Annotated in this window: 11 protein-coding genes; 8 read left to right on the forward strand and 3 right to left on the reverse strand. The window is 61.5% G+C overall.

The annotated features are described in order from the left end of the window. Positions 1–497 precede the first annotated feature (497 nt). Positions 498–1,199, forward strand: a complete 702-nt coding sequence (locus tag AB4Z38_RS04820) for an excalibur calcium-binding domain-containing protein (RefSeq protein ID WP_441428647.1) — start codon at positions 498–500, stop codon at positions 1,197–1,199. 226 nt (positions 1,200–1,425) lie between these two features. Here AB4Z38_RS04820 and cspE read toward each other — a convergent pair whose 3' ends face one another. Then, entirely contained in the window at positions 1,426–1,629 is a 204-nt protein-coding gene (cspE, locus tag AB4Z38_RS04825) for a transcription antiterminator/RNA stability regulator CspE (RefSeq protein ID WP_028266315.1), read from the reverse strand. Between the two features lie 340 nt (positions 1,630–1,969). Here cspE and AB4Z38_RS04830 point away from each other — a divergent pair, with 340 nt between their 5' ends. The 7 genes from AB4Z38_RS04830 to AB4Z38_RS04860 are packed head-to-tail and all read left to right on the forward strand — an operon-like array spanning position 1,970 to position 10,244. Then, positions 1,970–3,412, forward strand: coding sequence for a DUF3375 domain-containing protein (locus AB4Z38_RS04830; RefSeq protein ID WP_441428648.1), 1,443 nt, complete (start codon positions 1,970–1,972; stop codon positions 3,410–3,412). After that, positions 3,409–4,035 carry a DUF4194 domain-containing protein gene (locus AB4Z38_RS04835; RefSeq protein ID WP_441428649.1) on the forward strand — a complete coding sequence of 209 codons (627 nt, stop codon included), beginning with the start codon at positions 3,409–3,411 and terminating at the stop codon, positions 4,033–4,035. The genes AB4Z38_RS04830 and AB4Z38_RS04835 overlap by 4 nt, the downstream gene beginning before the upstream one ends. Continuing rightward, positions 4,032–7,439, forward strand: a complete 3,408-nt coding sequence (locus AB4Z38_RS04840; protein ID WP_441428650.1) for an ATP-binding protein — start codon at positions 4,032–4,034, stop codon at positions 7,437–7,439. The genes AB4Z38_RS04835 and AB4Z38_RS04840 overlap by 4 nt, the downstream gene beginning before the upstream one ends. Continuing rightward, a complete protein-coding gene (locus AB4Z38_RS04845; protein WP_441428651.1) occupies positions 7,429–8,706 on the forward strand; it encodes a Wadjet anti-phage system protein JetD domain-containing protein in 1,278 nt (425 codons plus the stop codon). Before AB4Z38_RS04840 ends, AB4Z38_RS04845 begins: the two co-directional genes overlap by 11 nt. Positions 8,707–8,758: 52 nt before the next feature. Continuing rightward, positions 8,759–9,028: a type II toxin-antitoxin system Phd/YefM family antitoxin gene (locus AB4Z38_RS04850; RefSeq protein ID WP_441428652.1), complete on the forward strand. Its 270-nt coding sequence runs from the start codon at positions 8,759–8,761 to the stop codon at positions 9,026–9,028. Then, positions 9,025–9,438, forward strand: coding sequence for a type II toxin-antitoxin system VapC family toxin (locus AB4Z38_RS04855; RefSeq protein WP_441428653.1), 414 nt, complete (start codon positions 9,025–9,027; stop codon positions 9,436–9,438). The genes AB4Z38_RS04850 and AB4Z38_RS04855 overlap by 4 nt, the downstream gene beginning before the upstream one ends. Positions 9,439–9,464: 26 nt before the next feature. Further along, positions 9,465–10,244, forward strand: a complete 780-nt coding sequence (locus AB4Z38_RS04860; RefSeq protein WP_441428654.1) for an alpha/beta fold hydrolase — start codon at positions 9,465–9,467, stop codon at positions 10,242–10,244. Positions 10,245–10,273: 29 nt separating this feature from the next. Here the strand turns inward: AB4Z38_RS04860 and AB4Z38_RS04865 are convergent, their stop codons facing one another. Together AB4Z38_RS04865 and AB4Z38_RS04870 are read right to left on the reverse strand one after the other, a co-directional pair. Further along, on the reverse strand, positions 10,274–11,413 hold the full coding sequence (locus AB4Z38_RS04865; RefSeq protein WP_441428655.1) for an adenosine deaminase: 1,140 nt from the start codon (positions 11,411–11,413) through the stop codon (positions 10,274–10,276). A 79-nt stretch (positions 11,414–11,492) separates the two neighbouring features. Further along, positions 11,493–12,473 (reverse strand): LacI family DNA-binding transcriptional regulator, encoded by a 981-nt coding sequence (locus AB4Z38_RS04870; RefSeq protein ID WP_441428656.1) that lies wholly within the window; start codon positions 12,471–12,473, stop codon positions 11,493–11,495. Positions 12,474–12,563 lie beyond the last annotated feature (90 nt).

Consider the following 12,563-nt stretch of genomic DNA (forward strand, 5'->3'; position numbering starts at 1 on the left):
GACTCCCAAAAACTCCCACGGAATCCCCCCGGGTGCGCTGACGAACCTCGTTCCAAGGGAAACCGTAGAGTCCGAAACCGCCATCTAAGTGTGGTTTTGGCGAAACTCAGTGTGCGAAGGCGGGCGTCTCCGTGTGCCGACGTGGGGTTTTGTTCCGCGTCTCCGTGTGCGCCGGCGAAATCTCAGTGTTCCCCCGGCGTCCAAAGAGGCGAGGTTTGGCAGTGGTTTCTCCATGGCTCTCCTGGTGGTGGTCTCTTGCTTTCGACGCTACGGGGGTTTCGTGGCCGCCTCTAGATCGAACCTCGCATATGTGGATATTTATTCGAATCTTCTTTTTTACGATCGAACATACTTTCTATCAGGAGCGCGACGCTGCGCCTTTGAGGGGCCCGTCAAGAGGCCTTCTCATCTATGTGGACAACTTCTTCTTTTCTCGCATTTCAGATGCTAGGATCTGCTGACATTCGCATCGAAAACTGAATCATTGGGGGCAATAAATGAATACTCGCGCGCCTAAAAACAACGGGGAATTGAAGCACGCGCCGCACGACTTCTTGAAATCTCGCAAAGCCGGCTTCAAGGTCTTTGCCATCGTCACATCAACAGCCGCTGCGCTCTCCCTTGCCGCGTGCGGCGGAGCTAGCCCAACACTCTCGCATGCTGGCGCCACGCAATCAGCGTCAGCATCCGCCTCGGCGACGCCCACTCCCACTCCCACACCGACACCTACCGCGCCGAAATCCGTGTCCTGCGTGACGGAGAACGCAACGGAGAGCTACTCGCCGAAGGAATACGTCTGCACAAAATCCGACGCCGGCACTCTAGTTTGGATGGAACGCTCAGAGTCCAAGAGAGTGACGGATGCACGTGCGGCAGCAGCCGCAGCGGCGGCGAAGGCGGCGGCAGACAAGGCCGCAGCTGACAAAGCGGCTGCCGACAAAGCTGCGGCAGACAAGGCGGCAGCCGACGCGGCTGCGGCGCAAGCGGCGGCGCAGGCGAAGGCGGAGGCCGATGCTGCCGCAGTGAAGGCACAACAAGACCAAGCCCAAGCTAGGCAGGTACAGCCGGTGGCGCCGTCGTCCGTCTACTACGCGAACTGCACGGCCGCCCGGGCCGCCGGCGCTGCACCGATCTATCGGGGCCAGCCAGGTTACCGGCCCGCGCTCGACAGGGATGGCGACGGCATAGCCTGCGAATAGGGTGGGCCCACCGCTGCACTGTTTGCGCTTGGCAGTGGATTTGGCGTCGGGCTCCTCAAAGAGTCGAGCGACACGGAAAATCCCTGGCGACACCCGTATTCCGGTGTCGCCAGGGATTTAGCGCATCCCCGGGTAAGTTGCGCATCGCAAGGTCGCCACTCAGCCCGAATAGGCATAAAAAAGCAGGGCCGGTCAATGACCGGCCCTGCTTTTTGAAATCCGAAGCTTAGAGAGCCTGGATGTTTACTGCCTGGGGACCCTTGGGGCCCTGCTCGACATCGAAGGAAACCTTCTGGTTCTCTTCGAGGGAGCGGTAGCCGCCCGAGTTAATTGCGGAGTAGTGAGCGAAAACGTCCTGGCTGCCATCTTCCGGGGAGATGAAGCCGAAGCCCTTTTCGGAGTTGAACCACTTGACGATACCTGTAGCCATTTTTTCAGTTTCCTTACTGAAGGTGGAGGTTGTCCCGACTGTCGGGCCTCCGGTGTGGGGTGTTCTCCACCGTTACTTCAGAAGGTCGCGGTTGATGAACCGCGGGAACTGCCTGAACTACCAAATGCCAAACACAACAACAGCTACAAGCATACAGGGCTTTGGGCGGATGGCTACTATTTGTCAAAAACCTTCATCTGCCGCGCGCCGCGAACTGGCGGCTACACACGGGCCGACCCCAATAATGTCCGGGACCTCGCTTAGCCTAGAGTCACGGGATGCAGCCGCTGAAGTGCTCCCTGGCATGAACGCGGCCGGCACGGCTGAACCTGAGGATCATATGGATTACTACGCAATAAACTCACTGCGTGAAAACCATGCAGGATGGGCCTTGCTTCGCGCCCAGAACGCTCCGCTGGCAGTGCACTTCTTCATGGCCGCGTTTACCGGTCCCAACCAGCGGAACATCGGCCGGCAGCAACTCGTCGACATTCTGGAGGATGTGCTGTTCGGCGTCCGCGAGTCTTTCGGTGAAGGCAAATTTCCCCGTCCGGCGTCGGAATACCTCGACGATTGGGCCGATCCTGAGAGGGCATGGCTGCGGAAGTACTACGTGCCTGGGGAGGACGAACCCCACTACGATCTCACCGCAGCCGCGGAAGACGTGGTGCGGTGGGTCGAGAACCTGCGCGGGAGGGAGTTCGTGGCCACCCAGTCCCGCCTCACCAGCATTTTCGCCGTACTCAAGACGCTCGTTCAGCAATCCGAGACAGACCCGGAAGTGCGCTTAGCCGAGCTCCAGCGCCAGCGCGACGGGATCGACGCCGAAATGCAGCGCCTCCGCGAGGGCAACATCAAGGTCATGAGCGCTCCGGAAGCGTTGGACCACTTCCAACAGTTGACCACTTTGGCCAAAGACTTGCTCTCCGACTTCCGTGAAGTCGAACAGAACTTCCGGCGGCTGGACCGCCAGGTGCGCGAGCAGATCGCCACGTGGGATGGCAGTCAAGGCGAACTCCTTGACTCCATTTTTGCCAACCAACAGGACATTGGCAGCTCCCTGCAGGGGCGCACGTTCCAGGGGTTCTGGGACTACCTGATGTCGCCACAACTCCGGACGGAGCTGCGGGACCTTCTGCAGCGCGCGACGCAGATCGAGGCGCTGTCCCGCATGGACAACCTCCATGCCGTAGCCAATCTCCACCAGGACTGGTTGCCCGCCGTCGAGCAAACACAGGCCACTGTCCGCCAACTGTCCCAGCAAATGCGCAGGCTCTTGGATGACAAGGTCTTCCTGGAGAACAAGCGGATCATGCAATTGATCCGAAGCGTCGAGTCGACCGCCCTCGCCACCCGCGCCCAACCGCCGTCGGGCATTTTCATGGAGATCGACGCGCCGTCGGTGGATGTCGCGCTGCCGTTCGAGCGTCCCCTCTATGAGCCGGGCAGCAGAGTCCTGGTGATGGACGACGTCGTCACGGCCGACGACGCCGATGTTGACGCCGGCGCCCTGTTCAGCCAGTTCTATGTGGACAAAGAGCACCTCAAGGCCCACATCGATGCGGTCCTGGAGGACTCGGATCAGGCCACATTGGCTGACATCACCGCCGCCTATACCCTGTCGCAGGGCCTCGCCGAGCTGGTTGCCTATTACCAATTGGCTGCCGACTCGGAATGGGCGAACATCAACCCGGAGGCGACCCAGAAACTGTCCTGGTCCCTGCCGGACGGAAGCATCCGCGAAGCGACAATCGATCAGATCATCTTTGTGAGGCCTGCATGAACACCATCATGGAACCGGACACCCGCACTCCGGAGGAACTGCCCGGCGTCGTCACGAGGCTCTTCAAAGGCGTGGTCTATTCCGAAACCGACGAGAAGATCTGGCAGTCGCTTCTGGCCTTGGCCTCCCAGGTCCGCGACTATGTTGCGGTCCTCGGACTGGACCTGATCCTGGACGAATCCGAAGGGTACGCCTTCCTCAAATCGCGGGAAGACCCGGATGTCACGCTCCCCCGGCTTATCCCCCGACGCCAATTGACCTTCGATGTCAGCCTGCTCCTGGCCCTTCTGCGTGCCCGGATGCTCGAGTTCGACACGAACAGCAGCGAGACCCGCCTTATCATGACGGAGCAGGAAATTGCCGAGATGGTTTCGGTGTTCCTGCCCGAATCCAGCAATGAAGCCCGGATCCTGGACAAGCTGGGTGCCAACATCAAGAAGGTCGTAGAGCTCGGTTTCCTGCGGAAATTGCGCGGAGAGACCGGCACCTACGAGGTGGCCCGCATCCTCAAGGCGTATGTCGATGCCCAGTGGCTGGAAGAGTTCGATGCCCGGCTGGCGGACTACCGCCGCTCACTCACCGGGCAAAAGCCCGCAGCTCCAACGGAAACGGAAGACGCATGACCACCGAGCTGCAGGACGGCCTCTTCAGCTTGGACGAGCTCCCGGCGGGGCAAAAGGACGACGACGGCGCCCTCCCGGGCTTCCGGCTGCACCGCTTGGAGCTGCTCAACTGGGGAACATTCCACGGCGGGGTCCGCACGTTCCGTTTGGATGGTGCCAATAGCCTTCTGACCGGGGACATCGGTTCGGGGAAGTCCACCGTGGTTGATGCGATCACCACGCTCCTGCTCCCTGCCTATAGGATCGACTACAACAAAGCCGCGGGCGCCCAGAAACGCGAACGCACGCTCATGTCGTACGTTCGAGGCTTCCACAAGAGCACGCGCAGTACCGGCGGCGAGTACTCCAAACCCGTGGCACTCCGGGCGCCCGGAGCCCTGACGGTAGTCCTCGGCGTCTTCCATAACGCGATCCTAAATAAGTCAGTCACGCTGGCCATCACCCTCTGGACCATGCAAGAAGCAGGCCAGCCCAGCCGTTTCTACTCGCTGGCCGAAACTGAGCAGTCCATCGCGGAAGACTTCGCCAACTTCGGACAGGATCCGGCCAAGTTGAAAAAGAAGCTCCGCGCCGCGGGTGCGGCTGTCCATGACACCTTCGACCCCTACGCCGCGGCCTTCAAGCGTCATTTTGGCATCACCGGCAACCAGGCCATGGATCTGTTCCACCGCACGGTCTCCATGAAACAGGTGGAGAACATCACCCACTTCGTGCGGACCAACATGCTCGAGGACGATGACGTGAAGTCGCGCATCGACAACCTCATCCATCACTTCGACGACCTCAAGAAGGCCCACGAGGCCGTGTTGAAGGCGAAGGACCAGATCGGCTTGCTGAAACCAATCCGGGACGGTGCCGCAGTGCATGAGCAGCTGAGTGGCGAAGACGCCCTTGCCCGACAGCAGCGCGACCAGTTGCATCCGTGGTTCACGGATCAGCAGCTAACACTGAGCCTTGAACACCAGCGGGAGCTGGAAAACACCGGGGTCAAGCTACTGGAAGACAGCACCCAGCTCGCTGCGGACATTTCGCGGCTGCGTCATGAGCTTTCAGTGGTCCAGGAGGACATCCGCACCAATGGTGGAGGCCGGCTGGCCGCGATCGACGCCGACATCGCACGGCTGGAGGAAGAGTCCCGCTCCCAACGCAAGCGCTTCGAGCAATACTCCGCTGCCGCCGTCGAACTGGGTTTGAGGATGCCGGAAGACCGTGTGCTCTTCGACGCGAACCGGGCGCGTTTGGGCGAGGTGGAACAGGAGCTTGTTGCCGAGTCCAGTGCGCTGCAGGAACGCCGCACCGGATTGACTTTGGAGCGGTCCGAACTCAGCAGCCGCAAGGTAGACATCGACGCCGAACTGGCTAGCCTGCAGTCCCGCCAAACTCTGCTGCCGCTCGCCCAACTCGAGCTCCGCCGTCGTTTGTGTGAGGGAATCGGGGTCGCGGAAACCGCACTGCCATATGCCGGCGAACTGCTGCGGGTGCGCGACGGCGAGTCGGAATGGGAGGGCGCGGCGGAAAGAACATTGCGTGGTTTCGCTTTGTCCCTACTGGTCTCCGCAGAGCACTACCCGGCGGTCAGCAGTTGGGTGGATTCCAATAACCTCCGGGCCAGGTTGGTCTACCTGAAGGTCGGGGATTCGAACCCGGCGCGGCCTCCCGCAGCAGGGACACTGGCGGCGAAAATCACGATCAAGCAAGGCACTCTCTTCCGCACTTTCCTTCTGGACGAACTCAGCACCCGGTTCGACTATGTCTGCTGCGAGACCATGGAGGACTTCCGCCGCTACCCCAAATCCCTGACGGTCAACGGCCAGCTCAAGGGCGGCCGGGGCAGGCATGAGAAGGACGATCGCCGGGATCTCGCGGACCGGCGCAATTACGTCCTGGGCTGGGACAACCACGACAAAATCACCCGTTTCCTCGCCGAGCGGGACGAGATCGTGGGCAAGGTGAGCGTGGTCGAAACCCAGCTGGGCAAAGTGGACGTGTCCCTCGGCTCTCTCGGGCTCCGGAACCAGCAGCTCGGAACGATCCGTTCTGTGGCCGATTTCGCCGAGATCGGCTGGCAACTGACCGCGCGACGGGTCGAGGATCTCAAGGCGGAAAGGAACGAACTCCGGTCGGCCAGCAGCGTGCTTCAGCAGCTGACGGCCAAAGAAAACGAGGTGAGCGGGAAGCTCGGACGCTTCGAGGAGAAGTCGAACAAGATCCAACAGCGACTCGGCGCCAACGAGAAGGATGCCAAAGATATCGCTGCAGCGATCGAGGAATGCCGCTTTGCGCTGCTGGAGCATCCGTTGACCGACGACGACGGCGTGCTGGCCGCCGTCACGCGGCTCGCCGCCGAGGTGCTCGGCGAGAAAACACTCACGTACAAAAACACAGGCACCGCCGAGAGCACCGTCCGCTCCGGGCTGACCGCATCGATCGATGCACTCACGAAACGCATCGCCACGGCGGCAGCATCCACCGTTCGCTTGATGACGGAGTTCCGCGGCAAGTACCCCAACGAAACCACCGACATCGACGCTTCGCTGGAAGCAGCCCAAGAGTTCAGCCGTCTGCTTGAGCAGCTGGAGAAGGACGATCTGCCGCGTTTCGAGGCGCGATTCAAGGAGTCACTGACCCAGAACACCATCCACGAGGTGGTGGCATTCAACGCCTTCCTGGACAGCCGGCGCCAGGACATCGTGAATCGGATCGGTGAAATCAATGTGTCCTTGGCGGGGATCGAATACAACCCGGGCAGGCATATCCAGTTGGAGCACCAGGGCTCAACCGACTTGGACGTGCGCCAGTTCGGGATCGACCTGCGGGCTTGCTCGGAGGGGACCATCGGCGACGAAGACCAGTACTCGGAGCAGAAGTACCTGCAGGTGGAGAGGCTGATCGAACGCTTCCGCGGACGGGAGGGCTACACGGCTCTCGACGAGCGTTGGACAGCCAAAGTAACGGACGTTCGGAACTGGTTCACTTTTTCAGCCTCGGAAAAGTGGACCGAGACCGGTGAAGAATTCGAGCATTTCACCGACTCAGGCGGAAAGTCAGGCGGCCAGAAGGAAAAACTGGCGTACACAATCCTCGCGGCGGCGTTGGCTTTCCAGTTCGGGCTGGCATCCGGAAAAGGCGTGGGGAAGGGTGCGGCGAAGGGACGCAGCTTCCGCTTTGTGGTGATTGACGAGGCGTTTGGCCGTGGCTCGGACGAGTCCGCGCGGTACGGCCTGGAACTCTTCCAGCGCATGAAACTGCAGCTGTTGATCGTTACGCCGCTGCAGAAGATCCACGTGATCGAGCCTTTTGTAGCACATGTGGGCTTCGTAGCGAACACCAACGGCAACGACTCCCAGCTCCGCAACATGACGATCAAGGAATACCGCGAGGAACGGGATCGCCGTGCCGGCTAAAAACACCGGCGCATCTAAATCCGCGGGGGCACCCCGAAACTGGACCACGCTGGCTGGGCTGCGTTCCCTCTCCGCTGCCGCGTGGGAGCGTGGGCAACTGCTGCGCGAGGCGCTGGAACCAACGGAAGCGTACCCCCGCCGTCGCGCGCTGAAGCGGCCCTCGGCCGCCGAGCTGCGCGACGATTATGCGGCCGCGCGGGAGTGGGCAACTGAGTTGTTCGCCTCGGTGGGGGCCTACACTGTGGAAACGGTCGACGTCGGGCGCACCACGATCGGTTCCAACCAACTCCCCGCCGTGGCAGTGTTCGCGAGGGTGGAAGACGAGGTTGCCTTCGTGGGCAAGACCCGGGAGCTGGGGCGGTTCCGTTCGCTGGCTGAGGGGCTCACCCGGCTGGATCCGGCACTAAGTGCCTGGGCAATGAAACGCCCGCTTCAACTGTTGTCTCTGGGCGATGCGGCCCTGACTGCTGCCCGGGTGGCGCTGTGGCTGAGGGTGAATCCCGGGCCGGGGATCTATCTAAGGCAATTGAGCCTCCCCGGAGTCCACACGAAGTTCATCGAGACTCATCGGCGGATCATTGATGAAATGCTGGCCGTCCTGCAGAACCGGCCGCCGGAGGATGATCTGCCAGGTCAAGATTCTGCTTTGGACAAGGAAGAATCCGTGCTGGAGAGTCCGATAGCGCGCACGCCGGCAGCCCGTTTCGCCGGACGTCATGGCTTCCTGCATCCACCTGAGCTCGTCCGTTTCCGAGTGCTGGACCCCGCGATCCCGCTGTTGGGTGATGCCCGCGATGTCATGGTCACCGCAGAAGCATTCAGCACCCTCCGCCTTCCCATTACATCCGTGCTCGTCACCGAGAACCTGGTGAACTTCCTAGCCCTCCCACATCGGCCACGGTCCTTGGCGTTGTTTGGCGCCGGATATGGCTTTTCAGCGCTGAGGGACGCCGAGTGGCTACGGGACTGTGAGGTCTTTTACTGGGGCGACCTGGACACGCACGGCTTCCGGATCCTGGATCAGCTCCGCTCTGTTCACCCACACGTGTCCAGCGTTCTCATGGATGAGGCGACGCTGCTCGCCCATCGGGAGGCGTGGAGTGTGGAAGTGTCACCGTCACGGGCCCAATTGACGAGGCTCACTGCAGAGGAAGCGGAGGTCTACGAGTCGCTGGGAAACAACCGCTACGGAAACGGCGTGCGCCTGGAACAGGAGCTGATCCGTTGGGACTGGGCGCTGGAACGAATTGCTGCGGGTCCGGTCTAAACCGAAACCAAACCTCAGAGGCCGGACGATGCTACGATTGCTACGGAGGCAAATGATGACCACCATCCCGCACCGCGAGCTCCGGAACAATAGCAGCAAGATTCTGGAGCGCGTCAAAAACGGCGAAATAATCGACGTGACCAACAATGGGGAAATTGCGGCCACGCTCATTCCGCCTTCCGCCTCGCCGTTCGAACGGCTGCTGCGATCAGGCGGCGTCCGCCCTGCCGCTGGGAGTCCCGTGGATTTCAGGCTTGTGCCCCGCATCAAGAGTGAGATGCGCACCTCGGACATGCTGGCAGATCTGCGTGGCGATCGGTGATCACTTATCTGGACACCTCGGCGATCCTCAAGCTTCTGGTCGACGAACCGGAATCTGTTGCCCTCGCTGAGTATCTTTCGACTGCGGCCGCAGGCGGAAACCGCCTCGTCGCGTCGATGCTGCTCTACACCGAACTTCATTGCGCGGCGCGGCGGCGGGGACTGGGCGCAGAGCCAGTCAACACTGTCCTGAGCGGTATCAATCTGGTGGACGTCGCCCGTTCCGATCTGATGTATGCCGCCGCGCTTCCCGGCCGACTGCGGAGTGCGGATGCGATCCATCTGGCAACTGCTATCAGGCTTCAAACTGATTTGCTGGTGGCTTACGACGGCGAACTTCTCGCCACTGCTGTTGACGCCGGCGTCAGTGTCGTCTCGCCCGGAAGATCGCCCCTCATCCCCCTCCCTTGACGCCCCAACCGGCGTAGAGTTCCGCCATGGAGCCGATTCGGGTCGTCCTTCTTCCGGGGAGCGTGCTTCCTGCCCAACCCGCCTACGGTGCGCTGATCGAAGCTCTGGGTCCCGACGTCGACGCCGTGGCGAAGGACCTGGAACTGTACAACGGCGATGAGCCGCCGCCCGGCTGGAGCTTGGACACCGAGATCGAGGGTGTCCTCCGCGAGGCCGACGCCCGCGGCTGGGAGACGTTCCACTTACTAGGTTATTCGGGAGGCGGAGCCGCCTCTTTGGCGTTCACCGCCAAGCATCCCCGGCGACTGCTCAGTCTCACGCTCCTGGAGCCCGCCTGGGCCGGCAGTTGGGACTGGAGTCCGGTGCACGCCCAACTCTGGAAGGAATATGAAGCGCTGGAAACCCTGCCGCCTGATCAGTTCATGGCCGCGTTCATGAGGCTGGGAGTGAAGCCCGACGTCGTCCTTCCGCCACCGCCCGAAGGTGGACCGCCGCCGTGGATGGCCAAGCGGCCGGCGGGGATCAGGGCGTTTCTCCGGGACTTCAAGATTTACGATCTGGATAGGGCGCGACTTGCTGCGTTCGATCGGCCGGTGTTCTTCGTACTCGGTGGCCTGAGCAACCCGGACGACTACGGCGAGGTTGCCGAGCGGCTGTCCACGGTATTCCCGGACTTCCGCCTCGAAGTGTTCCCGGATCGCCACCACTTCGATCCCCCGCACCGTATCGAACCCGAGCGGCTTGGAGCGTTGCTGCGGGAGCATTGGGAGCGTGCGGCGGTGCCATCGGCGCAGCGGCAGCCCTAGCCAGTGCTGATCACGTTCATCCAGGTCGGCTACGAAGATTCAGGGAGAAGATGTAGGTCGGCGAAGCCAGCTCGGATGACATCTTTGAGGTCTTCGCGTTCGTCTACCGGGAGAAAGGCCGCCGTTGCGGCGTTGATCTGGAAAGCTTTGATGTCTTCGAGTCCGTAGTTGAATGCGCTGGCAAGGAGCGACAGTTCCTTGGTGAGTGTGGTGTTGCTCATGAGTCGGTTGTCGGTGTTAACAGTGACGCGGAAGCCGAGGCGGTAGAGCAAGTCGAAGGGATGATCCGTTAGCCGGGTGCCCCATAGCGCGATCGCACCGGTCTGGACGTTCGACGATGGGCTCATTTCGAGCGCAATTTCGCGGTCCCTCACCCACTGGGCGAGGTCCCCGAGGGCAAAAGCTGTTCCGGCATGTTTCGGTTGGGGGGTTATGTCTTCAGCCAGCCGGACGCCGTGGCCCAAGCGCAAGGCCCTGCCATCGAGTAGCGCGGAGCGAATGCTTTCCAGTCCGGCGCCTTCTCCTGCGTGTATCGTAACGGGCAGGAGGCCTGCGGCAAGGTGGTTGAATGCCTCGGCGTGTCTGGAGGCGGGGAATCCGGCTTCGGCGCCGGCGATGTCGAATCCGACGACGCCGTGGTTCTTGTGTCGTATTGCAAGCTTGGCAATCTCTTGGGACCTGGAATCGTGACGCATAGCGGCGATGAGTTGGCCTATTCTAAGCCGCCTTCCGGTGGCTTCGACGTCGGCTGTTCCGGCCTGAATCCCTTCCTGGACGGCGTCGACGGCTTGGTCGAGAGAAAGTCCGCGTCGTTGGTGGTTTTCGGGCGCCCATCGGATTTCGCCGTAGATCACGCCGTCCGCAGCAAGGTCCTGGACGAATTCCCGGGCAACGCGAACGAGGCTGTCTCGGGTTTGTGTGACGGCTCCGGTGATGTGGAACGGCTTGAGGTAGGCGGAAAGGGAGCCCGAGTCTGACTGGTCGGCAATCCATGCGCCCAGCTTCGCTCCGTCCTTAAAAGGCAGTGAGAGGTTTGCCTCCTCGGCGAGTTCGATGATGGTTTCCGGTCGCAGTCCGCCGTCGAGGTGGTCATGGAGTGACACCTTCGGCAGGAACTTGAGAGTCTTCTCTGTGGGAGCAAGCCGTGATGTGACCGGGGGATATTCCATACGTTCTGGCGCTCCTGGTAGTTCTGTTTTCACCGACAAATGGCTGCACCCGAGGTCCAAGGCCAGTGCGGCACGTGGCTCAGGCTTTGGATGACTTGCGGACGATCAGTTCGAAGTCGAAGATTTCGTTCACGATTGGATCGTCGGTAGTTCTGTCCACCAAAAGCTCGACTGCCCTCCGGGCGATGGCTTGAGTGGGCTGGCGGATGGATGACAGAGGGGGCACGGAATAGGCCGACGCCTCGGTGCCGTCGACGCTGACCACCGCGATTTCGCCCGGGACGCCAAGTCCGAGGGAATAGGCGGCGAAGAGCACCCCGTGGGCCTGTTCGTCGGTGGTGGCGTAAATGGCGCGTGGGGCATCCGAGGAGCGAAGCCACTCGGCGGTCACTTCGGAGGCTCCTGCCCTGGAAATGGCGGAAGTCCGTTCCGTCACACGAACCGCCGTTCCGGAAACTGCGCGGGCGAATCCTGCGGCATGTTGCCTGGTTCCCACGGAGTCGACCGGCCCGTTGAGCAGGCCAATACTGTCGTAGCCCTGCTCAAGCAGATGGCATGTCGCCACATAGGCGGCCTCCTCGTAATCGATGGTCAACGATGACGCTCGCTGCTCTTCGGAGAGCGGGTGGAGGGCGACGACCGGCAATCGGGCCGCATGGGCGGGCTTGAGGTCGGGTTCGTCCAGAAGGGAGATGAGGATCAGGGAGTCAATCTGGCGTTCGATGAATGTTTCGATGAGGCGGTGCTCCTGGCCCTCATCTGTCGCGGAGTCACCAATCAAAAGCAAATGGTCCCTGCCGGCTGCGGCGACCTCTACCGCGCGGGCAAGTTCCGCGAAGAACGGGTTGGCAATGTCCGGAACAATCAGCCCTATCGATCTGGTTTTGCCCGCGCTCAACGCCCGCGCCAGTGCGTTGGGTTTGTAGTCGAGCTCTCGCGCAGCCCGCAAAACCCGTTCCCGTGCATCGGCCGACACGGCCCTGGGACCGTTATTGAATACGTAGCTGACGACCGCGTTGGACGTTCCGGCCAGTTTTGCAACGTCTCGGGCTGTTGGCATGGGCGTCTCCTCTACTAGACATCAGACTCTAACCGCATAGATGCTTTGATCATACCGGCCGTATCCCACAAAGCGGATCACAAAAAAGCC

Origin of the sequence: Arthrobacter sp. 2RAF6, from assembly GCF_052115205.1 — a bacterium.
Taxonomy (GTDB): domain Bacteria; phylum Actinomycetota; class Actinomycetes; order Actinomycetales; family Micrococcaceae; genus Arthrobacter.